Annotated in this window: 21 protein-coding genes; 14 read left to right on the forward strand and 7 right to left on the reverse strand. The window is 40.8% G+C overall.

Annotated features, from left to right (window positions below; genetic code table 11):
- Both Q0976_RS19650 and Q0976_RS19655 read left to right on the forward strand, forming a co-directional pair.
- Positions 1 to 193: hypothetical protein (locus Q0976_RS19650; RefSeq protein WP_299495590.1), on the forward strand; the 193-nt coding region annotated here is incomplete at its 5' end.
- Between the two features lie 88 nt (positions 194 to 281).
- Positions 282 to 1187, forward strand: coding sequence for a hypothetical protein (locus tag Q0976_RS19655; RefSeq protein ID WP_299495591.1), 906 nt, complete (start codon positions 282 to 284; stop codon positions 1185 to 1187).
- A gap of 63 nt (positions 1188 to 1250) precedes the next feature.
- On the opposite strand, the gene glaH is transcribed toward Q0976_RS19655, so the two are convergent.
- The gene (glaH, locus tag Q0976_RS19660) at positions 1251 to 2168 is read right to left on the reverse strand and encodes a glutarate dioxygenase GlaH (protein WP_299495593.1); all 918 of its coding nucleotides are present in this window, start codon (positions 2166 to 2168) and stop codon (positions 1251 to 1253) included.
- 88 nt (positions 2169 to 2256) lie between these two features.
- Positions 2257 to 3327, reverse strand: coding sequence for a porin (locus Q0976_RS19665; RefSeq protein WP_299495595.1), 1071 nt, complete (start codon positions 3325 to 3327; stop codon positions 2257 to 2259).
- A gap of 219 nt (positions 3328 to 3546) precedes the next feature.
- Here Q0976_RS19665 and gdhA point away from each other — a divergent pair, with 219 nt between their 5' ends.
- The gene (gene gdhA / locus Q0976_RS19670; RefSeq protein WP_299495596.1) at positions 3547 to 4887 is read left to right on the forward strand and encodes an NADP-specific glutamate dehydrogenase; all 1341 of its coding nucleotides are present in this window, start codon (positions 3547 to 3549) and stop codon (positions 4885 to 4887) included.
- Between the two features lie 70 nt (positions 4888 to 4957).
- Here the strand turns inward: gdhA and Q0976_RS19675 are convergent, their stop codons facing one another.
- Positions 4958 to 6274, reverse strand: coding sequence for an NAD(P)/FAD-dependent oxidoreductase (locus tag Q0976_RS19675; protein ID WP_299495598.1), 1317 nt, complete (start codon positions 6272 to 6274; stop codon positions 4958 to 4960).
- A 679-nt stretch (positions 6275 to 6953) separates the two neighbouring features.
- On the opposite strand from Q0976_RS19675, the gene eat reads away from it, so the two are divergent.
- From eat to Q0976_RS19700, 5 genes are all read left to right on the forward strand, one after another.
- Positions 6954 to 8402, forward strand: a complete 1449-nt coding sequence (gene eat, locus Q0976_RS19680; RefSeq protein WP_299495600.1) for an ethanolamine permease — start codon at positions 6954 to 6956, stop codon at positions 8400 to 8402.
- A 26-nt stretch (positions 8403 to 8428) separates the two neighbouring features.
- On the forward strand, positions 8429 to 9799 hold the full coding sequence (locus Q0976_RS19685) for a glutamine synthetase (RefSeq protein WP_299495602.1): 1371 nt from the start codon (positions 8429 to 8431) through the stop codon (positions 9797 to 9799).
- A 44-nt stretch (positions 9800 to 9843) separates the two neighbouring features.
- Positions 9844 to 11271, forward strand: a complete 1428-nt coding sequence (locus Q0976_RS19690) for an aldehyde dehydrogenase family protein (protein WP_299495604.1) — start codon at positions 9844 to 9846, stop codon at positions 11269 to 11271.
- A complete protein-coding gene (locus Q0976_RS19695; RefSeq protein ID WP_299495606.1) occupies positions 11272 to 12438 on the forward strand; it encodes an iron-containing alcohol dehydrogenase in 1167 nt (388 codons plus the stop codon).
- Between the two features lie 66 nt (positions 12439 to 12504).
- Positions 12505 to 13218 carry a GMP synthase gene (locus Q0976_RS19700; protein WP_299495607.1) on the forward strand — a complete coding sequence of 238 codons (714 nt, stop codon included), beginning with the start codon at positions 12505 to 12507 and terminating at the stop codon, positions 13216 to 13218.
- Positions 13219 to 13243: 25 nt separating this feature from the next.
- Here Q0976_RS19700 and Q0976_RS19705 read toward each other — a convergent pair whose 3' ends face one another.
- The 4 genes from Q0976_RS19705 to Q0976_RS19720 all read right to left on the reverse strand — a co-directional run bounded on the left by Q0976_RS19705 (position 13244) and on the right by Q0976_RS19720 (position 17688).
- Positions 13244 to 13639 carry a hypothetical protein gene (locus Q0976_RS19705; protein WP_299495609.1) on the reverse strand — a complete coding sequence of 132 codons (396 nt, stop codon included), beginning with the start codon at positions 13637 to 13639 and terminating at the stop codon, positions 13244 to 13246.
- Between the two features lie 189 nt (positions 13640 to 13828).
- A complete protein-coding gene (locus tag Q0976_RS19710) occupies positions 13829 to 16450 on the reverse strand; it encodes an MlaD family protein (protein ID WP_299495611.1) in 2622 nt (873 codons plus the stop codon).
- The gene (locus Q0976_RS19715) at positions 16428 to 17069 is read right to left on the reverse strand and encodes a paraquat-inducible protein A (protein ID WP_299495612.1); all 642 of its coding nucleotides are present in this window, start codon (positions 17067 to 17069) and stop codon (positions 16428 to 16430) included. Before Q0976_RS19715 ends, Q0976_RS19710 begins: the two co-directional genes overlap by 23 nt.
- Positions 17056 to 17688 carry a paraquat-inducible protein A gene (locus Q0976_RS19720; RefSeq protein WP_299495613.1) on the reverse strand — a complete coding sequence of 211 codons (633 nt, stop codon included), beginning with the start codon at positions 17686 to 17688 and terminating at the stop codon, positions 17056 to 17058. The genes Q0976_RS19715 and Q0976_RS19720 overlap by 14 nt, the downstream gene beginning before the upstream one ends.
- Before the next feature lie 284 nt (positions 17689 to 17972).
- Between Q0976_RS19720 and Q0976_RS19725 the strand changes: the two genes are divergently transcribed.
- The 6 genes from Q0976_RS19725 (at position 17973) to Q0976_RS19750 (ending at position 25545) form a co-directional block, all read left to right on the forward strand.
- The gene (locus Q0976_RS19725) at positions 17973 to 18284 is read left to right on the forward strand and encodes a YebG family protein (RefSeq protein ID WP_299495614.1); all 312 of its coding nucleotides are present in this window, start codon (positions 17973 to 17975) and stop codon (positions 18282 to 18284) included.
- 346 nt (positions 18285 to 18630) lie between these two features.
- Entirely contained in the window at positions 18631 to 19089 is a 459-nt protein-coding gene (locus tag Q0976_RS19730; protein WP_299495615.1) for a GAF domain-containing protein, read from the forward strand.
- Between the two features lie 295 nt (positions 19090 to 19384).
- A complete protein-coding gene (gene proQ, locus Q0976_RS19735) occupies positions 19385 to 20026 on the forward strand; it encodes an RNA chaperone ProQ (RefSeq protein ID WP_299495678.1) in 642 nt (213 codons plus the stop codon).
- 29 nt (positions 20027 to 20055) lie between these two features.
- Positions 20056 to 22095 (forward strand): carboxy terminal-processing peptidase, encoded by a 2040-nt coding sequence (gene prc / locus Q0976_RS19740; RefSeq protein ID WP_299495616.1) that lies wholly within the window; start codon positions 20056 to 20058, stop codon positions 22093 to 22095.
- A 90-nt stretch (positions 22096 to 22185) separates the two neighbouring features.
- On the forward strand, positions 22186 to 24753 hold the full coding sequence (gene pepN, locus Q0976_RS19745; protein ID WP_299495618.1) for an aminopeptidase N: 2568 nt from the start codon (positions 22186 to 22188) through the stop codon (positions 24751 to 24753).
- Positions 24754 to 24900: 147 nt separating this feature from the next.
- The gene (locus tag Q0976_RS19750; RefSeq protein ID WP_299495619.1) at positions 24901 to 25545 is read left to right on the forward strand and encodes an SGNH/GDSL hydrolase family protein; all 645 of its coding nucleotides are present in this window, start codon (positions 24901 to 24903) and stop codon (positions 25543 to 25545) included.
- The last annotated feature ends 111 nt before the right edge of the window (positions 25546 to 25656 follow it).

Genomic DNA, 25656 nt, shown 5'->3' on the forward strand with positions numbered 1-25656 from the left:
GCCAGAGCCAGAGCCAGAGCCAGAGCCAGAGCCAGAGCCAGAGCCAGAGCCAGAGCCAGAGCCAGAGCCAGAGCCAGTACCTGAGAACAGTACCGATGAAGGGGCATCTGGTGGCGCTATTTGGGGGGGAAGTTTATTTTTGTTTGCTGCTGCTTTTTACAGAAGGGGCCTGAAAAGATTTAAAGTATCATAAATTAAGCGGGAGATTGCATTGTAAATGCATCGTTTGAGGGAATTGTGCCGTTACTTTAAATTTTTAATGGAATAATACCAATAAGGCAATGATGAAGATATTCAATTTAGTATTAATGTTACTTGTGGTGTGTATGGGGCTGTCCGCTAACATAATGGCGAGCAGTGTTAACCATTCTAGCATCATCATCACTGAGCCTAGCTCGGCACCTGAAATAAAAGCGACACTCAATGAAGTTAGGCGGTTAGAACGACTGCTAAAAGAGCAACACAGCCTCTTGGAGTACGCTCAGGCTGATTTATTCTCTCTGCTAGAGTCGGCCAGTCAGACTCTAGCAGAAATATTGCCCAGTCACATACCTCAAGAGCTGGGAAGTGCTTCCATTAGGCCTTCATATTATAATTATGATTTATCCATGGAAACACCATTAGATTGGCGCTCAAATCACGGTAATGGATCATCAGATGGTTATATCACCATTTGTTTATATAGTTATTCGAATGTTTGTGACTACACGACCCATGATCCTCAAGATCCCGGTGGGGATAGTGAATTATTACGCATTCCTTTTCGAGGAAGGTTGACCCTTTATGGCGAAGTGACACAGATCTATAAGCCCACGGATGAGTTACCAGATGTGATTTCATTACCGACCAACATTTATTTACAAACTAAAGAAGAAGTGGGCACCACGCCTGTGGGGGATGCCCATTTTACCCATATTGGTAATGTGTTTGCTGATCACATGACGATTGAGTATGATGCGTTCATAAATGTTACCGTGTTGCGTTGGAATATCCCTAAATCTCAAGCGGTCTTTGGTGAAAGTGCAAGCTTTAATGATGGTGATGAAGCCCATTGGTTTATGAATTTTGCATTTGAGTTTAAGAGAAGCGCATTTAGACCCGCATTTACAACGCTTTTGGTGGTTGGGTCCATTGACCCATATAGTAGTTTTTATTTCTCTCAGCCTATGATGCGGATTGTGTATTGAGGGCTTGATAAAAGGATCGGTAAGGGCGATGATTTAATAAGTTAAATTATCTATTTATAGTGGCTAATCAAAAAAATGTCCTCGTTGACGCAGTAGCTCCCTTGATAATTTAGGATTGGGTGTAAATGCTTCTCGACCATGAAGCCAATAATGATTATTAATCACCAATATGCTGCCAACAGGAAGCGAAAAAGATAGCTTATTTTTGTCTTGTTCTAATGAGGTTTGCAGTTGATATAAAAACACGGCTTGTTCTTTATTTTGAGGATGAACAAATTGATCGATAAAGGCGATTTGTGGTTTACCTTGCCTGTCTTCTTCAATGAAAATAGGGTGAAAAATACTGTCCGGAATACCTTTACTGGGAGGCGATTGCCACTTGAGTGGTGTTTTAGCGATTTTGTGGTGATAAAAATGTTTTAAATCATGCCAGTCATCAATGTGCAGTAATGTGGATTGCCCACCTTTGGCGTGTTGTTCAGCCATTTTCATTATTAATACAAAATCGGTTTTTTCGTCAGTATAGGTGCCATCATTATGTAAGGTTAAGGGGTGATAGGCCTTTCTTAAATAGCTGTCGCTATTATCGGTATGATTAATGGTAAAGCGTGCGTAAAATTTTCCTGACATGGCATCGAAATTGGGCAGTCCGACCAAATGAGAAATAGCCGTGGACAGTTTGATGCAGTCATCATCACAGAGATTGTCTGGTGATCCGAACTGCAATAAAAAGGCGCCTTTATGACGTGAAGTGATGATATTTTTTAAGCAATAACCTAATTGATTGTCACAGAGATTATCGAGGGTATCGGCGATTAAGTATCTTATATAGGGGGTGTATTCTATGGCTTGAACAGGCCACTTTGTGGTTTGTTCAATGAAGCTGGTGACTATTTCACTGTTGAGGGTGATAATTTGTATTCGCTGAGATTGACGATATTCGCTTAGTGTAAAAGGCTGAGTGTCAGGGAGTGGGGCCATTAAAGGATCCGTTTTCTGAAGGCGTATGTTTATTATAGAGTAAATACGCAAAGGTACTTTTGATTTCCAAAAGACATTCAGGTTTTTATTAAAAATGATAGTCAATGCCAATACTGACGATATTATCATTTGTTAAGGTGACAAGTTTATTGGTTTCTTGATCATTTATATTTTGGTAATGACCTCGATAAAGCACATCCAAGCAATACAGCTCGGTGGATGGGGAGAGCTGATATCGTGCCCCTAACGTCAGTTGATTAACGTGGATATTTGAAAAAGTGCTTCTATCAGTATCACTTCCCCCAGTGGCATGCTCAAAATAATCCCCAAGTCCTGATGTGTCTTCACCATATTCTGCATTGAATTGCAGCTTGCCTAATGTGTCACTGAGGCTGATGACATAACTGTTGCCTGCCATGTTTTTCTCTGTGCATATTTCACTCTGGGTATATTGGGCCAATTCGCTGAACGTTAGGTTTTTCGATTTTATTTGGCCAATCCAACGAATGGCATCAATATGACTAATTCCTTGGTTATAGGAAAGCGAAGAGTAGTAAGCATGAGAGTGTAAGTGTGGATCGCCTATGTTGGCTGAAAAAGCAAACCGATTGTGCGTATTCAATTGTGATTGAGTATCTTGGCTGGCTGCCATTAAATAGGTGCTGTTGAGAGTAAATGTTGAGTCAATGAGTGCAGAGTAGTAGTTAATACTATCAGGGCTTCGAGTTTGACCTGCGACCAAGTGTGATAGACTGGCATCGGTACTATTGAAAATATCCATATTTGTTGCTGTTGATTTAAAGACGGTATTGTTACGCCCAATAAGCAAAGTACCTAATAATGGATTGCGAATGCCTAAATAAGTGCTGCTAGCTTTTACTGGCGTTGTATCACCCGATTGTGTGGCATTATAAACTTTAAAGCTGACTTTATAGAGTAAATGCGTATTTTCGGTGATAGCTTCTTCTCCTCTAAGACCTAATTTTGTTGTATTTTCAATTGAACTCCCTTGTTCTTTGCTGCGGCTTGCAAAAGCCTGACTGGCTTCGGTGATATTGGTATTCATACTACCAAAGAGCGCCATATTGTTGGCATATGTCGAGAAAGAAATGAATGCACATAAACAGCAATAAATGGTATTTTTATTGTTTAATATCATGATGTTGGTTTTTATTTTCAAAGAAAGGTATTGATCTTGCTCTATACTTTATTGATCGTAACACAAATGAGAATGATATTTGTTTTTAATCTTGCGGTATAAAGTAAAATTAATCTTATAGCTGCTGTTAGGTTTTTTGTCCCCGCTTTTTCTTTCTCCTTCTATTATTAATACACTATTTAGCGGCGGCTGTTTCAAGCAGATATCGGTGGAGGGGATATGTACAGTGACTTATCTTTAGCGCATTTTATGGATGGATTGAAAAAACGTAATCCAGGTGAGTTGGAATTTCATCAAGCAGTATATGAGGTGGCAGAATCAGTGATGCCGTTTATTTTAGATAATCCCGTTTACCAGCATGCGGCTATTTTACAACGTATGACAGAGCCGGATAGAAGTATCATTTTTAAAGTGATTTGGGAGGATGATGCTGGAAACTTGAGGTTAAATCGCGGCTATCGTGTCCAGTTTAATAATTCGATTGGGCCTTATAAAGGGGGTTTGCGATTTCATCCGTCAGTTAATCTTAGTATCTTGAAGTTTCTAGGCTTTGAACAAACCTTTAAAAATAGTCTGACAACCTTGCCTATGGGGGCAGCGAAAGGCGGAGCGGACTTTAATCCAAAAGGCAAGTCCGATAGAGAAGTGATGCGTTTTTGTCAAAGTTTTATGACAGAATTATCTCATCATATTGGACCCGATACTGATATTCCTGCAGGAGATATCGGGGTTGGAGCAAGAGAGATAAGTTTTATGTTTGGCCAATATAAGCGATTGCGCCATGAATTTACGGGGGTATTAACCGGAAAAGCATTGGAGTTTGGTGGCAGTCTCATTCGTACCGAAGCGACGGGGTATGGCGCGGCGTTTTTTATGGAAGAAATGCTGGCGCATCGAGGTGACAGTATTCGAGGGAAAACATGTGTGTTATCAGGCTCGGGGAATGTGGCACTGTATTGTGCAGAGAAAATCATACAACTCGGTGGCAAGGTGGTTACCTTTTCAGACTCGACAGGTTTTATTTATGATGAACAGGGGATTAATGCTGAGAAACTGGATTATTTGATAAAACTTAAAACGTTTCAAAGAGGGCGTATTTCAGAATATGCCGATAAATACCAGTGTGATTTTTTTGTTGATGAAAAACCTTGGGGAGTGCGTTGTGATTTGGCTTTTCCGTGTGCAACACAAAATGAAATAGATAAACAAGATGCCCATACATTAGTGTCAAATGGTTGCATGGCTGTTGTTGAAGGTGCCAATATGCCAACGACGATTGAGGCCATAAAAGTATTGCAACATGCGAAATTATTATTTGCACCCGGTAAGGCAGCTAATGCGGGAGGCGTGGCACTATCAGGGCTTGAGATGACGCAAAACAGTGTTAGGATGTCTTGGAGTGCTGAAGATTTAGAAGCTAGATTAGCGAATATTATGAAAGATATCCATCAACAATGTGTGAAATATAATGAGGATGGCGATTATATTAATTATGTTAATGGTGCCAATATTGCGGGGTTTATTAAAGTGGCTAACGCCATGCTGGCATATGGTGTATAGGCGAACGAGTATGAGAACTGCGTTTTCCCAATTGAAAACGCAGTTAACGCATTAAGTTAACGATTTAAGGTTAATGTAATTTCATTCTCGGTCTCACAGCACGCATAAGTTTTTCTGTTAACCACAGCGCAACTGTTTTGGTTGTGCCGTGAACAGCTCTTTGGTGCATTCGATAGAGGGATATATACACAAGACGCGCTAATTTTCCTTCAATAAACATGGTGTTTTTGGTGAGGTTGCCCATTAAGCTGCCCACCGTACTGAATTTTGATAAGTTGACTAACGAGCCATAATCAACATAGGTATAGCTTTCTAGTGGTTTACCTTTTAGTTCATTAATTAGGTTCTTTTCGACACATTCCGCCATTTGATGGGCAGATTGAGCGCGCGGAGGGACGAATTTACCATCGGCTTGCTTACAAGCACAACAATCGCCAATAACGTAAATATCATCGTTAACGGTACTGACTAACGTGTCTTTTACCATAATTTGATTGGCGCGGTTTAATTCAAATAAATCAATTTCTTTAATAAAGTCTGGTGCTTTTACACCTGCAGCCCACAGCATTAAGTTCGCTTCAATGTGGGTGCCATCTTTTGTGGTAAAGCCTGTCGCGGTTGCTTCACTGACGCAGGTATTTTCAAGGACATTCACACCGAGTTTGACCAACTCACGCCTTGCAGATGCTGCAATGCGATCAGGAAGAGCAGGTAATATACGAGGGCCAGCTTCAATCAAATGAATATGTAACCTATCGGCTGTCATTTTGCTTAACCCATAGCTTTTAAGCAGTTCAGTGACATGATATAGCTCAGCTGAGAGTTCAACGCCCGTTGCACCTGCACCCACAATAGCAATATCCAGTCTCGTATTACTATCTGATTGGTGAATGCGGGTGAAGCTATCGAGTAATGCATGATGAAAGCGGTCGGCTTGCTGATGAGAGTCTAGAAAATAACAGTGATCTTTTACACCTGGCGTATTAAAGTCATTGCTGACACTGCCAATAGCGATGACAAGCTTGTCATATTGAATATGACGTTCTGGAAGAATGGCGGCGTTATGGTCGTTTAAAATTGGGGCTAAGGTGACTGTTTTATCATCACTGTTTAATTGGCAAAATGTACCGAGTTGAAATTGGTAACCATGTTTTGCTGCATGGGCTGAATAAACCACACCATCGAGGTTAGGATCGAGTGAACCGGTTGCCACTTCATGGAGCAGAGGCTTCCAAATATGAGTGCGATTTTTATCGATTAATGTGATGGTTGCTTTGCCTTTCTTACCGAGTTTATGGCCGAGTTGGGTTGCTAATTCTAATCCTCCCGCACCACCGCCAATGATCACAATATTTGGGATTGTTGAATTAGGGGTTCTTGAGTCCATATCTTCATTCTCACGTTGACTAACACTAGCGTGTACATATTGATGACAGGGCACTTAAATTCAAACCGTTAAAATGCTAAACGAAGTTCTACATTTGTTTCAATGTAAAATACTGATTAATAATGAATATTTCACATATTTAGGTTTTGTATGTTGAAAAGCAGAATTTAAATGTCAAATCCTAGATTAATATTAACTCATCATTGTGAGCGAATACACCTTGATTGTAGGTGCATTGACAGATTTGAATAAGCAATATTGATTTATTGTTATCACGCACAACATTCACTCTAACAAAAGAGCAAGCTTAATAAATTTACTTTTGCATTTATGACTATATTTCACTTATTTACTCTATAAAAATGGTCACAAAACGATAAGGGTTATAGTGCTATATATTGTGCAAAGTGTCACGATTAATTGTTAAATATTCAGCAATGCTAAAGCATGAAATAATGTATTGTCGATTGCGATGGTTTTATCCCTATGTTCGGGATTTCTTCTATTATGGCTGTAAGGTCAGTGAGATTGGTTTTATGACGTGTTTATTTTCAATTGTGTCTTTTTAGAGCAAATGGCTAATTGTTTTTAGGGGTGGCTTAAGGCTAAATAGTGACAAGAAACGTCTTTATTTTGCGGTTAGGGACAATAGACTTTATTGCAATGATAAGGGGCTATTATGGCCGATAAAGACATTATTATCAGTAGATTATCTAGTACATCGAGTGAGATTGATTCTTCAAAACCAGAGGCTCAATATTTATCTCGACGACAATTAAAAAGAGGCGTCGCAGGCTGGGTATTATTGGCCAGTTTAGGAGTGTCTTATGTGATTTCTGGTGATTTTGCTGGGTGGAATTTTGGCCTTGCCTCCGGAGGGTTTGGGGGGATGTTTATTGCGACCGTGATCATGGCGATAATGTATGGAGGTTTAGTGCTTACATTGGCTGAGCTGTCATCTTCATTGCCGACGGCTGGTGGTGGATACAGTTTTACGCGAAGAGCCATGGGGCCTTGGGGTGGTTTTTTAACGGGGACAGCGATTTTACTGGAATACGCCATTGCTCCAGCAGCAATTGCCATTTTCATTGGCAGTTACCTACAAACATTAGTAGGCATTGATGGCCCCATTGTTTATGGTATTTTTTATTTTATTTTTGTGGGGATCCATTTATGGGGAGCGGGTGAAGCACTACGGATCATGATGGGGATCACTTTACTCGCTGTCATTGCTATTTTGGTTTTTATTGTAGCGATGCTGCCTCATTTTCAGTGGAGATTATTATTTGATATTACACCGGATCCTCAAGCACTGGGGTCAAGTGCTTTTTTGCCTGAAGGTTTAGTGGGGATTTGGGCTGCTTTGCCCTTTGCAATGTGGTTATTTTTAGCTGTTGAAGGTGTGCCATTAGCTGCTGAAGAAGCTGAAAACCCAGCCAAAGATCTTCCTAAAGGCATTATTGTTTCAATGGTAATATTGACTTTCTTTGGTTTTTCTATTTTATTTTTAGCCTCTGGCGGTGCAGGTGCTGACTTAATAAAAAACCATGGTGCGCCACTTGTCGGTGCCTTAAGTGCTATTTATGGTAGTGATTCATGGATGGTAACATTTGTTAATATCGTTGGATTATTTGGCTTAATTGCTAGTTTCTTCTCGATTATCTACGCTTATTCTCGGCAACTTTTTTCTCTATCTCGTGCAGGGTATTTACCTCGTTTTTTATCGCTATCAGGTAAACGGAAAGTGCCTGTTTGGGCGCTTATTATTCCAGGTATTCTCGGTTTTTTATTGTCGTTAACAGGGCAAGGTGATTTGATGATCACTATGGCTGTTTTCGGTGCAACACTTTCATACGCAATGATGAGTTTGTCTCATATCATATTACGTTCTAAAGAACCTGAACTCCCTCGCCCTTATCGAACGCCTGGGGGGCGTTTTACATCGGCATTAACGCTTGTTTTATCTCTAGTGGCGCTAGCGTCAACTTTTGTTGTCAGTTTACAAGCTGCACTTTGGGCTGGTGTGTTTTATTCAGTGATGTTGCTATATTTTATTTTTTACAGTCGCCACCATTTAGTGGCATCGGCACCTGAAGAGTTGTTTGATGATGTTTTAGGGAAGTCATAAGAAAAAGCAATCGAAAGGGAGTTGATATGAAAAATGCTAGGCAAGTTAAAACGATTGTGGATGCAAAAGCCATTGTTGAAGAGCGACATTTAAGCCATGTTAAAGTTGGATTGTTTGATATCGATGGCGTGATGCGTGGAAAATATATGGCAAAAGATAAATTTTTTTCAGCTTTAGAAAAAGGATTTGCTTTTTGTGATGTCGTGCTGGGGTGGGATATCAAAGATCAATTATTGGATAAAACGCAATATACAGGATGGCATACCGGTTACCCTGATGCGCCCGTGCGTATTTTACCGGCCAGTTGCCGTGAGGTGTATGGTGAAGAAGGGATGTTATTGTTCATTGCTGAATTTGATGAACAGGCGGCGATGGTTTGTCCAAGACAAACCTTATCTCGAGTGATTAAACAAGCCGGTGACATGGGCTTTAATGTGTTTGGTGCGCTTGAATATGAATTCTTTCTCTTTAACGAGACTCCTGAGTCGGTAAGGCAAAAAAATTATCGTGATTTAAATACCTTGACCCCAGATTGGTTTGGGTATTCGATGATCCGTAATTCTGTTCATGCAGAGCTGTATCACGATATCCTTGCCATGGGCGAGCAGATGGATTTCTCTATTGAAAGTTTGCACACAGAAACCGGCCCAGGTGTGATTGAAGCTGCGATCACAGTGGATGCATTGTCAGCGGCAGCCGATAAAGCGGCGCTATTTAAAACCTTTATTAAAGTGCTTGCTCAGCGCAGACAGTTAATAGCCACGTTTATGGCGAAGTGGTCAAGGGATTTTCCAGGACAAAGTGGGCATATTCATCTTTCGCTGCAGCATCAAGATGGTACGTCTGCTTTTTTCGACCCAGAACAAGAACACAACATGAGTCAAATTCAGCGACACTTTCTTGCGGGTCAGCAAAGGCTGATGCCCGAATTCTTAGCGATGATTGCGCCAACGGTTAACAGTTATACGCGTATGATCCCTGGCTTTTGGGCGCCGACGCAAGCCACATGGGGGGTTGAGAATAGAACCACGGCGTTGAGAGTGATTAAGGGCTCACAAAAATGTCAACGGATTGAATATCGTTTGGGCGCGGCAGATGCGAATCCTTATTTGGCTTTATCGGCAGCATTAGCCAGTGGATTATACGGCATTATGGAACAATTAGAGCCCTATCCACAGGTTAAGGGTAATGCTTATGAACAGCCTCAACCCGATGCGCTTAATTTGCCCTGTAGTTTGTGGGATGCTGCTAAAAATTTACGGCAATCTGCAGCGGCAAAATTGTTTTTTGGTGAGGCCTTTGTGGAACACTTTGCGACGACCCGTGAATGGGAAGAGCGAGAATATCGAAAGCATGTTTCTGATTGGGAAATGATCCGTTATTTTGAAATTATTTAACTCACCACTATTTTTTGAGTCATAAAGAAATCAAGGAATGCGTTATGCCGCACCATAATGATGCTTGTAATACATCCGTGCAAGAAACGATTTCACCTATTAATCAACAGGTTTATGTTACTCGACCTATTGCGTCACTCATTGATATACATGCTATGGTTAATTGTGCCAATAAGGCGCAATTAGCTTGGGCTGCATTGCCACTTATTGATAGGAAACAGTTATGTGTTCGCGCCATTGATTATTTGATAGCGCAGAAAAAAAACTTGGCTAACGAGCTCTGCTGGATGATGGGTCGACCCATTCGATATTGCGAATGGGAGTTCAATGGTGTCGACGAGCGGGCGCAGTATTTATTGAACGTCTGTGAGCAGGCATTAGCATCGCTTCCCATTGCCGAAAAAGCGGGAGTGACACGCTATATTAAGCGAGAATCTTTGGGGGTCAGTCTAATAATTGCCCCCTGGAATTACCCTTATTTGACCGCGATCAATGGCTTGCTTACCACATTATTGGCGGGTAATAGTGCCATCATTAAGCATTCACCTCAAACGCCCCTATGTGCTGAACGTTTGGTTGAAGCCTTTGAAGCAGCGGGGGTGGAAAAAGGGGTCGTACAATGTCTTCATACGAGTCACGAAAATACCTTGGCTTGTATTGCTCAAGAACCTATTCATCATGTGGCGTTTACGGGGTCGGTATTGGGTGGTCAAAAAGTAGAACAAGCGACAGCGGGACGGTTTATGCATCTTGGACTTGAGCTGGGTGGGAAAGATCCTGCTTATGTACGCAGTGATGCTATTATTAGTAAAGTGGTTGATGTGTTAGTCGATGGTGCTTTTTTTAACTCAGGACAATCCTGCTGCGCCATTGAACGTATTTATGTCCATGAAAGTCTTTTTGATGGATTTGTGACTGCATTTGTGCAAAAGGTGTTGGAATATCAGCTGGGTGCCCCAAATGAGGCGACGACAACTTTAGGTCCTATGGTGAGTGAGAGTGCTTCGCAGCGAGTACGGGATCAAATACAAGAGGCCATTGCATTAGGGGCGATAGCTCACATAGAAGAGCAGTTATTTCCCTTAAGCCAAGTGGGTTCAGCGTATCTAGCACCACAGGTATTAACCAATGTGAATCATCATATGAAAGTGATGACAGAAGAATCTTTTGGTCCTGTTATTGGCATACAAAAAGTTAAAGATGATGATGAAGCAATTGGCTTAATGAATGACAGTGATTTTGGTCTGACGGCGGCAATTTTTACTCAAGATATTGAAACGGGTATTCAGTTAGGGGATAGGGTCAATACGGGGACTTTTTTCCTTAATCGTTGTGATTATCTTGATCCTGCACTGGCTTGGACCGGAGTGAAGCTGTCTGGAAGAGGCTGCAGTTTGTCGATATTCGGTTTTGAGTCTGTGACTCGGCCTAAGTCGTATTATGTTCAGCATAGGATGTCACAAGGAGATTAAATGGCACTTGAGGCTCATTGGCATTATCCTACCGATATTCGAGTGGGAGCGGGATGTTTATCCTTGATTACTCAATGTTGCGAGTCCTTGAATATCACAAGAGCCTTATTGGTGACTGATAGCCAGCTTGCGACTTTTCCTATGGTGAGACAAGTACAAGATTTATGTCAAGCTCGCCAGATCCACTGTGAAGTCTTTTCCCAAATAGCGTCAGATCCGACCGATGATGATGTGGCTCTGGGGGCTGAAAAAGTCAATAAAGCAGGAAGTGATGGTATTATTGCATTGGGGGGAGGGGCGAGTTTAGATGCCGCGAAAGCGATTGCGTTAAGTGCGAGGCAAACCTTACCTTTGTGGGATATGGAAGATGTGGGTGATAACTGGCTGCGTATTGATACCGATAAGATTTTACCTGTTATTGCTGTGCCGACAACTGCAGGGACAGGTTCTGAGGTGGGACGAGCGGCTGTGATCACCGATTTACAAGGCCAGTATCCTAAAAAGCGAATTTTATTTCATCCTAAATTGATGCCTCTCAAAGTGTTACTTGATCCATTATTAACGCTTCAATTACCGCCAAATATCACGGCGGCAACAGGCATGGATGCCTTATCACATTTACTCGAAGCCTATTGCTCGCCCCATTTTCATCCTATGGCTGAAGGAATCGCGGTCGAAGGAATAAAACGAATTAAGTCCTATTTACCCATTGCATTTGAGAACGGGGATAATATTGAAGCCAGAACACAGATGCTGGTGGCTTCAAGTATGGGGGCGACAGCCTTTCAGCGAGGTCTCGGCGCCATGCATGCGTTAGCCCACACATTAGGGGCGCTTTATCATAAACATCATGGATTGTTAAATGCGATTTTGATGCCCTATGTGCTAAAGCATAATCAATCTGCAATCGAAAGAAAAATAATTTATTTAGCCACTTGTTTAGAGTTTGAACATCCCAGTTTTGATGGCGTATTAGCTTGGATCTTAGCGATGAGGAGGCGTCTTCATATTCCTCATACCTTAGCGCTTATTGATATCGATATCGATGATGCAAAGCGGGTTGGTGAAATGGCTGTTTGTGATGGTGCAGCGGCAACAAACCCGATTTTATTATCGGCTAAGCAGTATACGGCTTTATTTATTGATGCCGTTGAAGGTCGGTTATAGCCATATAATCACTGGACACCTCTGGCTCGCTTCAAGGTGCATGTTTTTGGCATTAAGGAGATGAAAATGAAAGTTGGTTTGTTACTGTGTGATGATGTTCGGGAACAATTGCAGGTAAAGTATGGTGATTATCCACACATGTTTTCAGCATTATTTGCGCCTTGTGAGCCAAGTGGGGGAGTAACACTTGTTTTTTATCGTGTGTTGGATGGTCACTTTCCTCAGGATATTGATGAGTGTGATGGGTATATTATTTCTGGCAGTCGAGATTGTGTGAATGATGATCTAGCTTGGATCCATGCTTTAGAAGATTATGTGCGTCAACTCAATGAGCGTCAAAAAAAATGTGTCGGGATTTGTTTTGGGCATCAAATGATAGCCAAGGCATTAGGTGGCACTGTCGCGCGCTCAAAGAAAGGTTGGGGACTGGGGGTGATGACAAGTCAGTTATCGAAAACGATGCCTTGGATGGCCGACGCGGCAGATGGAATATCGACATTATCGTTAGTCATGAGTCATCAAGATCAAGTGATCAGTTTACCACCATCGGCAAACATATTAGCGTCAAGTGCATTTTGTCCTTATGGCATGTTTCAAATGGGGTCTCATTTTGTCGGTATTCAAGGACATCCAGAATTTAGCACTGATTACTGCCATGATTTAATTACACTGCGTTCAGAAATAATTTCAGCTGAATTATTAAAGCAAAGCATCTTGTCATTAAATACTCAACCAGATGCATTGTGGATAGCACAGTCAATAGTAAACTTTTTTAAGTGAGTGAGATAAAGGATTTTGGCGCGAATTATGGTTCCCGTTTGGCGTAACCATGGCCTTTTTCTATTCCTAAGCAGTCCTCGCCGACAAACATCCAAGTGAGCTGATCACCATTTAGGGTATATTCATAAACATATTTTCCTGGGCATTTTAGCGCCGTATTTCTCCAGCGTATTTTAAAGGTTTTGGGCGTCGTTTTCATGCCTTTTCCTTCTTTTGCTACCCCTGTCGCTGCTAAATATTTACCCATCACCATTTGATCCGTTTGTTTGAGGGTCATGGTGACTTGAGTCGGCCCTTTAATTTTACTGGCATAGTTAACGCCGACCCAACGACCAGAGACATTGACTGGATTAGCAATAACACTACTTGAGACAAATAAGATTGATAGCCCTAGACTTATCGCAATGTTTTTTATTGGCATAACAATATCCTTAATGGATTAAAAAGAAGGGTAGCATACCTCCATCAAGCTGTTTACTGACTTAATGATGAATAAAAAATGAAATGAAGTGAGTATATTGAGTCTAGTTAAGAATATGACAGTATACAAATGGTCAAATGAGAGAGGGCTCACTCCATGCGTTTTGGCTAAGGAGTGAGCGACAAGCGTTTAAGGGGTGGCTTGAGCGGGCGACCATTTATCCCAAGCAGGATTTTTCTTATCATGAAGCGTGAAACTGTCACCGCTTTTTAATGTATTATCGTTAACAGTTGTCTCTTTTGTGACGATACCGATCCCGCCTGCCAGAATGGTTTCTAAGGAGCCTGTATCAACTTGAGCACCCGAAAATAGTCCCACATCCACTTTTATACCTGAGAGGTCCCAAAATTGACTTGAACGATTAACTAAATTGCGATACTGGGGTTCAACATGAGCATAAAGTTTGACGTAAGTTCCTTGACCTGACAGGGCATATTGGTCTATTTGTCCAACATGTATTCCTCTGAAAAATAAGGGAGTACCGACTTTTAGTGAGCCAAGTTGCTTAGTGGTAATCGTAAAGGTTAATGCATCAGGCTGTAAGTGAATTTGCCCATGCAATCGACCATTGAAGGTATGGGTTTCTCGTTCACTGCTTCCCGGACTGACTTTAATAAAGGCGCCAGTAAGCAAGGTTTCAGGGGCTTTAATGCCCGTTAAATTGATTTGTGCATCGACCAGTGAATATTGTGCATCAGTGCGTAAAAAAGGCTTAGCATATTCACCATAGAGGTAAGCTTTCACGGTTAAAGTTTTGAGGGAGCTATCTAGGCTCACTGTTTCAACTTCACCAATTTGGTATCCTAAATAACGAATAGCAGCATGTGCGGCTAACTTAGCCTCAGCGGGAAAGCGTAACGTGATGGACTTAGCTTGAGATAAAGCCAGTTTTTTGGTGGTATATAAATGAGAGCGATCTCCTGTTTGATTCTTATTCAGTAAATCGAGTGAAATACTGCCCTGTATTGCTCCTTTGAGTGGGGCAACGTTAACTTCGAGCCCACTGAGGCTGGCATTGACTGATACCGCACTATTTTGCCAAAAAACAGTTTGGCTATTGATCAAGCTTTTGAATTGTTTTTGAATTTGAATATTAACATCAAAGGCTTGTTTTTTTTCAGACCAAGTCACTTGCTTAACGCGGCCAATTTGCATTTTTTTGTAATAAATCGGTGAATTTGTAGATAAACTTGCACCATCAGGGCTTTGCAGGGTGAGTTTGACTGCACCTTGATTTGCAAAAAAATCACTTGCTGCCAGATCGGATGCAAAGAGTGTTAATTGTGCGTTATTACTTACTTGTTGACGTGAAGTACCTTGTACTAAACTGATCGCACCTTTGACAAAGGTGGTTAAATCGCGAGTTTTCACTTTGACTTGATCTAATGTGGCATTAATCGAGACGGCTGCTTCTGACACAAAATAACTTTTTTGCGTGATTAATTGTGCAAATTCGGGATAAATTTTCACTTGATAATTAACGCGAGTCAGCTTGTTGTTCAGGTTAACGGCAGTGACCTCTCCTATTTTTATCTGTTTATAGCGCACTTCCGCACCGACAGAAAGATTGGGGTTACTCTGAGAGTTGAGGGTTAAATATAAATTGTTAGTTTGTGCGTCGGGTGCCTTATCCAATAATGGATATTCCGAACTTGCAGGCCCTGTTCCGGCTTTAAAATTAATCACACTACCGGTGATTAAACGTTCAGGGTGTTGTATACCTGCGAGGGATATTTTTGCACCACTCACCCAAAATTGTGCACTTTGGGTAAGAAGTGATTTATAGGTATTATCTAATTTTGCCATCATGTTGACCCCTTTGGAGGTGAGATCAATATGAGTGACTTGGCCTATTTTTATGCCTCTGAAGACAATGTCTGTTCCTTTATTAATGCCGTAGGTATTGTCAGCCATTAAGGTGAAACTAATGCCTTCTAGTGCCTCTTTTTTACTGGCATATAAATTAAAGCTGTCATTGACTTCGGCCACTTGAGAATTATCGTTTGAATTAAAACTGATCCCGCCAGCTAATACGGCTGCTAGACTTTCAACATTGATTTGTAAATTAGACAATGAAGCATCGATGTTTAGCCCTGAGACATTCCAAAATAGCGAGTCGATTTTAACCAGTTGAGCGTATTCTTTTTGTATGAAGATACTGATTTGAATATTATCACTTTTATTCAGTTCGTAAGCGACCACTTGCCCGACAGGGATTTGGCGAAAATAAACGGGCGATCCCACTTCTAATGAACCTAATTTTTCCGTGTTTAATTTTAATATGATGCCTTCTGTTCCCGCTTGCATGACTGGGGCATTTTTTTCGGCTCTAAAGTTCATTTTGGGGCTGCCAGTACCGGGTAACATGCCGATGTAATTACCCGAAAAAATAGTTTCTAAACCTTGCACTCCCATGATGGAAGCTTTAGGTTTGACGAGCCAAAATTGTGTATTTGCACGCAAAAAGGGTTCTGCACGAGCATCCATTAATACATCGACATTGACCCCGCTTAAGTTTTTATCGATGCTGATATCAACGACTTTTCCCATATTGAGTCCTTGGTAACGGACTAATGTCTTGCCCACTTCCATGCCCGTCGCATTGGGAAAGTGAATTCTGACGGTAATACCTGCGTCTCGAATACTTTGTACTCCTAACCATGCTGCCAAAATGAGTGCTACAGCTGGTAGCAACCAAATAGGAGAGAAGAGCTTTTTCTTAACAATTTTAGGCTGTTCTATTTGTGTCATCTTGAGTGTCCAGTCGATCCCAAAGTAAACGAGTGTCTAAAACTTTTGCTGCGGTTTGTGTGAGTAAAATGACTAAGGCGAAAGGCGTTGCCGCAGGTGCAGGTTGTGCATCAAGTAGCTGGCCCATGTTGACCAAAGCCACAGTGAGTGAAATAACAAAAAGATCGAGCATGGACCATCGGCCAATGGTTTCAATTATATGAAAACCGAACATGAGTTTCTTTTTGGATAAAGGTAAGTTGAAAGTAATGGCACTTAAATACAAGGTTAAGCCAATAATTTTTAACCAAGGTACTAATATACTAGCAATAAAAACAATGATAGCAATGGGTAGCATACCTGTTTGAACAAGATGAATGATACCAGAAAAAATTGTATCGTAACGCACATTTCCTTGTTTGGTTAACATGGTAATTGGGTAAATATTTGCAGGGATCAGCAATATTGCCGCAGTAATTACTAATGCCCAGCTTTTTTGAAGACTGAGTGTGTTCCTTGCGCGTAGTGGACTATCACAACGTAAACAAACTTTGTCATGTAATGAAGCGATTTGTTTGCAAGTTGGGCAGGCTGTTAACTGGATATCCTTTCCTTGCAGTAAGGTCTCAGCTTTTTTCATCTAACAGACTCCACATGTGTTCAATATCGTATTCTCTGAGCAAAAACAAAGTCGATAGAAATAGCATAGTAAAACAAAATGTGCCCATACCGAAAGTAATGGTTGCAAAATCAGATAGCTGAAATGATGAAACCAGAAAACTGATAACATAAATCTCAAGCATAGTTAATTGCGTCAGTAATGTATGTAACATCAATAACTTTTTGAGTACTTTTCGGTGAAAAGGTGATGATAGTCGGTGCTTTACAATGATAATTTGGCTCAATATTGACAGTAGTAATAGAGCCGGACCGAACACGGCGGTAGTCATGACGGCAAGACTGACCACCCAATAACCTTGTTTGCCGACCGCCAATGCACCTTCTAATACTGTCGTCGTTCTAACACTGCCAAGGAAATGTAATTCAAGCATAGGAAATACATTAGCAGGAAGAAAAAAGATCAGAGCGGTGAGACATAACGCTAGCATGCCATTGATGGAACAATAGGGGGTGTGATAGAGAGGAGAATGGCAACGGGGACAAAGGGCTCTTACGCCTGTGGGCAGGGCTCGTTTTCTGATGGCTAAGTCACAAGAGTGGCATAAGACAATACTCTCATTCTCGGCTTGTGATCCCATAGTGTTATTAACCTACTTAATGATTAATGAAGATAATGACAATGCATTGATATGTAATATTTATATTTTATGATACTTATGGTAAAAGCCCTGTGGCTTGAAAATGCATATTGAGTAATGAGAGATATTCATACATTAGAGCAAAGTTATTAGATTATATACCTAAAAAACCTGAAAAGGCGAGTGTAGGCATTCAGGTAAGAGGACTGATGGTTTCTTGGCTTGCATATTGGGTGAATTATGGCAAAATAGGTACTGTATATAAAAACAGTATGGAGTGACACATGGCCGTTATCACACAATTTGTTGTGGTTAGAGAAGGGGTAGAGAAAATGACATTTACATCAAAAAAAGATGCGGATGCCTATGATAAAATGTTGGATATCGCTGATAACCTTCAGCCTTTATTAGCCGAGTCAGCACTGGAAATTGATGATGCGACCTGTGAAAGCTTGAGCTTTTATCTGGCTAAAAATAAAGATGAATTTATGAAGGTATTAAAGGGAGGCTCAAGTACAAAAGAAGAACCGCTTGTTGAAAAAACAACCTCAAATAAGAAAAAAACAGTGAAAAAAACTGGACAAGAAGCGGCTTAATATTATGATCACAGTGTACCAACACCATTGGAATGTTGTATTTTCAAGTGCTGTTGGTGCGCTCGTTGTTTTCTTTTTATAAAGGACATTGTACGCTCATTTTTATGGTCATCTTAGGTCTTTGGATGAGTATTTAAATTAGTCATAAATTGCCGATAAAAACACCGTTAAAATTTAACCCCATCTCATCTTTGAGTGATTGACACGTCTCAACCTTAACTTGTCATAGAAAAGTCACTAGGATTTTAAGGCATTTATTTGTTAAACTGCCCGGCTGGTAATGGTGCCATTATTTTTATTATGGTGCTTTATCAATTCTTTTAGTGATGTCGTGTTAGGGTATGGGATGAGTGTTGAAGATTATGATGTATTGAATCGTCAAGTTCAGGCATTGTTTGCTGGAGAAGATGATTTAATTTGTGCGATGGCGAACTTTTCAGCTTTATTAAATGAACATTTAAGTGATATTAATTGGGTTGGATTTTATTTGATGAAAAATAGCCAATTAGTATTAGGTCCTTTTCAGGGGAAAGTGGCTTGTACTCGTATTCCATTAGGAAGAGGAGTGTGCGGTACAGCGGCGAGCAAAAATGCCACTCAACGTATAGAAAATGTACATCAATTTGAAGGTCATATCGCGTGTGATACTGCCAGTAATTCAGAACTTGTGATCCCACTTTGTCGTGATGGAAGGGTTATTGGTGTGTTAGATATCGATAGTCCTTCGTTAGGAAGATTCACTAAAAACGATCAAATAGGGCTCGAAGCCGTGTTAAAAAGCTTCGAAAACGGCTTATTTGGTTAAATGCTAGCCTATTATCGTTAATTGGTGGTCGCATTCATGGCTACTGTGCTTATAATAGGCGGTTTGATAAATTACAAAATTCAAGTAGGCTATTAAACTTGATTGAATGAATGTTTGGCGTTTATTCTTTGTAATTGCTAAGGTATGTCTGTAGAAAGAACGTTAAGAATAAAAATAATGACCAATTTATGCTTTATTTTTACGTGGATTCAGATAAATATAAACGACACTTAAAAATTGTATGTTCGTGTATGATTTTTTTTATGTGCCCTTTTTTAAAACTGTGGAAGTAATGATGGAATCAACAGAAAAGTTGACCGACACCAACGCAATTCTTGCGTATTTGTATGAAACATTTCCTTTATGCTTTGTTGCTGAAGGTGAAACTAAGCCATTAAAGATTGGATTGTTTCAGGATTTGGCTGAAAGGTTATCTGATGATTCTAAAGTCAGTAAAACTCAATTAAGAATCGCTTTACGTCGCTATACCAGTAGTTGGCGTTATTTGAAATGTATTAAGCCTGGCGTCCAACGTGTTGACCTAGAAGGGCAAGCTTGCGGGGAGCTAGAGCAAGAGCATATTGAGCATGCTCAAACCACACTTAAAGCCAGTCAAGAAAAAGCTAAAGCGAAGCGATTAGCACAAGCGGCTAAACATGCTGAAAAGGCGCCTAAAGTTAACAAGAAGCCTGTTAAGAAAACCGCCCCAAAACGTGCACCTGCTGCAAAACCAAACAAATTAGAAAAGAAACCTGCTCCTAAGGTTGAACTTGTGCCAGCAGTGCTTACTGAACTAAAGCAAAATCAACGTGTTAATGTAAAGCTAGGGCAATCTCCTGTCGCTGGCATTATTTTAGATATCAAAAAAGAAGATGTGAGTGTTCAGTTAGATTCTGGTTTAACGGTTAAAGTACGCGCTGAACATATAATGCTGTAATGGCGAAATAGTAAAGGAGTAACTTGTTGATGCGAAAACTCATTCTGGCTGCAACTGTCGTCAGTATTTTTGTAGGATTTTCTGCCTGGGCCGTTAGCCCTTCAATCCCCTTCAGCGAGTTACCCGCTTTAAAGCAGGAGCCTCAGCATAAGGTAGCGAGTAAACGGGTGACCGATTTGTTTAGTCGCTCTCACTATCGTCGATTTGTTCTTGATGATGTGTTTTCAGAGCAAGTTTTTGATAGTTATTTAAAGCAATTAGATTATCGCCACAATGTTTTGCTGCAGTCAGATGTTGATGGTTTTCAAAAGTATGCAAAGCAATTTGATACTATGTTAGAAACCGGTGACTTAAAACCTGCTTATGATATGTTTCAAGTCACCGAAAAAAGACGTTATGAACGTTTTGCCTATGCGTTGTCTTTACTCGATAAGAAAATGAATTTTGACTTAGCGGGTGATAAATACCAATTTGATAGAGAAGATGCCCCTTGGCCAAAAACAGAAGCTGAGCTTAATGAGCTTTGGCGAGAGCGTGTCAAATACGATGCATTAAATTTGAAATTAGCGGGTAAATCTTGGGACGAGATTGTAACGGTTCTGACCAAGCGCTATAACAATGCGATTAAACGTTTAAGTCAAACCAACAGTGAAGATGTTTTTCAAGCGGTTATGAATGCATTTGCTCGTACGGTTGAACCCCATACCAGTTACCTTTCTCCTCGAAATGCTGAACGTTTCCAAATGGAAATGAATTTGAGTCTTGAAGGGATTGGTGCTGTGTTGCAAATGGATAATGATTATACGGTGATTAAGAGTTTAGTTGCCGGTGGTCCAGCTGCAAGTAGTGATAAACTGGCACCTGAAGATAAAATCGTTGGCGTGGCACAAGACGGCAAAGACATGGTCGATGTGATAGGCTGGCGTCTCGATGATGTGGTTGAATTAATTAAAGGCCCTAAAGGTAGCAAAGTCACGTTAGAAATTTTGCCTAAGAAAGGGGGATCGTCTGCTAAAACCTTTAATGTCACGATTACTCGCGATAAAATTCGATTAGAAGATCGCGCTGCAAGCTCGAAAATCATTGAGCCTGAAGAAGGCATTTATGCTGGCCGTAAAGTGGGTGTGATAAAAATTCCTGGTTTTTATATGGGATTATCAAAAGATGTATCTAACGAGCTGACGCAATTAAAAGAAAGTAAAGTCGAAGGTGTGATCATTGATTTGCGCGGTAATGGTGGTGGTGCATTAACGGAAGCGTCATTACTAACTGGGTTGTTTATTGATCAAGGCCCAGTTGTGCAAATTCGTGATGCCAATGGACGAGTGACTCAAAATCGTGATAATGATGGTAAAACCACTTATGCAGGGCCGTTAACTGTGATGGTTGATCGTTACAGTGCTTCTGCATCGGAAATTTTTGCCGCAGCACTGCAAGATTATGACAGAGCGTTAATCGTGGGTGAGTCAACCTATGGTAAAGGCACAGTGCAGCAGCATAAAAGCTTAGGCCGGATTTATGATTTATACGATAAGCCTCTTGGTCATGTACAATACACTATTGCGAAGTTCTACCGTATCAATGGTGGCAGCACTCAATTGAAAGGTGTCACACCGGATATTAAATACCCGAGTGCATTAGAGCCTGGAGAGTACGGTGAAGCAGAGTCTAAGAATGCACTGCCTTGGGATAAAGTACCAGTGGCGAAGTACAAGACCTTGAATGATATCACTCCCGGTATGATTGCTCAGCTTGATGCTGCCTATAAACAACGTATTAAGACAGATGTTGAATTTGGTTATATTAACAGTGATATTGCTGAGTTTAAGAAGCATCATAATGAGAAAAGTGTGTCATTAGTCGAAAGTGAGCGTTTAAGCGAGCGTGAAGAAAATGACAAAAAGCAGCTTGATAGAATCAATGAGCGTCGTGTTAAAGCGGGCCTTAAGAAAGTGAAGTCTCTTGATGATGTCGATGATAAAGTTGAGCCTGTGGATGCATTTTTAAATGAAACTGTCTACATTACTTTAGATTTAGCAACAGCAGAAAAAACGGCTAAATCAAAGTAGTGGTTATTGTTTTCAATAAAAAAACGCGCTTATAGCGCGTTTTTTTATGTGTATTTTGAATTAAAATTAAGAGATTAAGGAAAGTATGTTATGTCTCAACTGGAACCTAAATACCTAAAAGATTATCAAGCTCCGCTATTTACGATTAGCCATATTGATTTAGCCTTTGATTTAGCGGCGGCGAACACAAAAGTCAACGCGACCAGTCAAGTCATTAGGCAAGGTAAGCATCAAGAAGCGTTAATCCTTGATGGTGACGATATTCAAATCCAGTCCGTTAAAATAAATGGCCAAGAGACAGATTATCAGATCCTTGATGGCAAGCTGGTCATAAATACCGCCTTAGATCAATTTGAATTAGAGATAGTGACCTTACTGGATCCCCAAGCGAATTCCAGTTTAGAAGGGCTTTACATATCAGATGGAGCTTATTGTACCCAATGTGAAGCTGAAGGATTCAGGCGTATTACTTACTTTCTTGATAGACCAGACGTATTAGCAATTTACACGGTAACCATTACGGCGCCCAAACAGGGTTTTCCTTATTTACTCAGTAATGGAAATTTAATTGAACAAGGCGAAGTGGATGAATTGAATCACTATGTGAAATGGCACGATCCTTTTCCCAAACCCGCTTATTTATTTGCCTTAGTAGCTGGGGATTTTGATCTCTTAGAAGATAGCTATCAAACCAAGAGTGGCCGACAAGTAACATTACAAGTGTTTGTTGATAAAGGTAACCTTTATAAAGCTCATCATGCTATAGCGTCATTGAAAAAATCCATGCAGTGGGATGAGGAACGATTTAACCTTGAGTATGATCTCGATATTTACATGATTGTCGCCGTTGATTTTTTCAATATGGGGGCGATGGAAAATAAAGGCTTAAATGTCTTTAATACCAAATACGTGTTAGCAGATAAACGAACGGCAACGGATGATGACTACCATGGTATTGAGTCGGTTGTGGGTCATGAGTATTTTCATAATTGGACAGGCAATCGCGTGACTTGCCGTGATTGGTTTCAGCTGAGCTTAAAAGAAGGGTTAACGGTTTTTCGCGATCAAGAGTTTAGCTCTGACTTAGGATCGCGTGCCGTTAATCGTATTCATGCTATTCGAGTCATGAAAAACCAGCAATTTGCAGAAGATGCAGGTCCGATGGCGCATCCTATACGCCCAGCTCAAGTGATTGAGATGAACAATTTCTATACAGTGACTGTGTATAATAAAGGCGCAGAGGTGATCCGCATGATGCACACCTTGCTAGGTGAAGCGCGTTTTCAAGCAGGAATGGCTTTGTATTTTGAACGTCATGATGGTCAAGCGGTCACTTGCGATGACTTTGTGAGTGCAATGGAGTCAGCATCAAATGTGGATCTGACTCAATTTAGACGTTGGTACAGCCAAGCCGGTACGCCAGTGGTGACGGTTGAGGAGACATTTGATGATGTCGCGGGACGTTATCAGTTAACTTTATCGCAAATGACGCCGCAAACGCCCGATAAGTTGGATAAATTACCGTTACATATCCCTTTTGACATTGAGCTGTTAAATGCCGAAGGTGAGTCGATTTTATCACAAGTGATCGATGTCAAAGAGTCGACACAAACACTCAAGTTTGAAGGGCTGTCCCATAAACCTGTTGCATCATTACTGCAAAATTTCTCAGCACCTGTGCGGTTAAAGTTTGCTTATAGTATTGAACAATTGGTGCATATTATGGCCTTTGCCAGCAGTGAAGTCGCGCGCTGGGAAGCATCGGTGAATTTATTTAGTCATGCTATTTGGGAGAATGTGGCTCATTTGCAGGCTGGTACAGCTATGGTGCTGGACCCTCGTATTATTGATGCGTTTAAAGGGGTTATCCTTAATGAAACACTGGATAAAGCGTTAGTGGCAGAAATTTTAACCTTACCAAGCTTATCGGCATTAATAGAGCAAGTGGAACAAGTTGACTTGGATAAGTTAAGTTTAGCAAGAGCCTTCGCCATTGAGCAAATTGCTGAAGGTTGTGAGGATGAACTTTTAGCGCGCTATACCGAACTTAATCTGATTGATGATGCAGGGGCTCGAGCGTTTAAAAATAAATGTTTAGCATTACTCATTGACTGTAATGATGAGTATCAAACCTTGGCGGCGACTCAATTTGAGCAAGCTGATAATATGACTAATAGTTTAGGGGCGTTGCTTGCCTTGAATGTGCAAGGGTCAAGTGTGCGTCAAGACTTGATGAGTGCATTTGAACAAACTTGGATAGATACGCCGCTGGTTATGGATAAATGGTTTAGTTTACATGCCCAATGGCATGATGAAGCTTGTATTGAGCAGCTGTCATCACTGCTTAATCATCAAGCTTTTAGTTTATCAAACCCGAATCGTGTCCGTTCATTAGTGGGCGTATTCGCGGCTGGAAATATCAATGAATTTCATCGCGTCGATGGGAAAGGCTATCAATTTGTGACGGATATTTTAATTCAGCTCAATAGTGTTAATCCTCAAGTGGCTGCTAGAGTGATAACGCCACTCATTCAGTTTAAAAAGTTTGACGAAAAGCGTCAGAGCTTAATGAAAGCGGCACTACAACGACTATTGGATTTACCGGATCTGTCTAAAGACTTATTTGAGAAAGTCTCTAAAGCGTTAGATGTTGCATAACATTGACCTAATGTCATGATGTGACGTTAATTGATGACTCAACAGGCTTTCCATATTCAGGAAAGCCTTTTTTATGCCAATCAGTGGATCATTATTTTATTTTGTCTTAGAATTAAAACCTATGTTGTAACAGGAAGTTAAGTTATTATGGACAATATTTTAGTGTATTCTGATAGTATTTCATGGGGGATTATCCCGAATACGCGAAAGCGTCTCGCCTTTGATGAGCGCTGGACAGGCGTAATGGAAAAAGTGTTACTGGAGAAAGGTAAGTCAGTCCGTATCATTGAAAATTGCTTAAATGGTCGTCGTACGGTGTGGAGCGATCCATTTAGGGCGGGCCGTGATGGCTCTGAAGGTTTGGCGCAAGTGATTGAAATGCACTCTCCTCTGAAATTGGTTATTGTGATGTTGGGCAATAATGATTTTCAATGTACTCACGACAATAGCGTTGCGCTTTCAGGTCAAGGCATGGTTAAGCTCATTAATATTATTCGTCAAGCACCGATCGAACCTGGCATGCCTGTGCCGCAAATTATGGTGGTCGCTTCCCCTAAATTAAAGCCAGTTAAAGGGACTATTGCCTATAAATTCGAAGGGGCTGTTGAGCGCAGTCAAGGTCTAGCTGCAGAATATTCAATTATCGCGAAAGCTTACCAAACCTTGTATTTCGATGCCGCCTCTGTTGTTGAAATGAGTGATATCGATGGCCTCCATTTAGATAAAGACTCACATGAAATCTTAGGTAAAGCATTAGCCAATCGAGTATCTGCAAGCGTGCTGGCAAAGTAGTATTTCTTTTAAAACAACCAGTTGATTACACTTAAAGCAAAGTGTTAACATGTTTATGTTGTGGGGTATTGTTCTCCACTTTAAGCATAAAACACTGGAGTTGTATTTCTA

It is taken from the genome of uncultured Shewanella sp. (assembly GCF_947501665.1).
Lineage (GTDB): Bacteria > Pseudomonadota > Gammaproteobacteria > Enterobacterales > Shewanellaceae > Shewanella.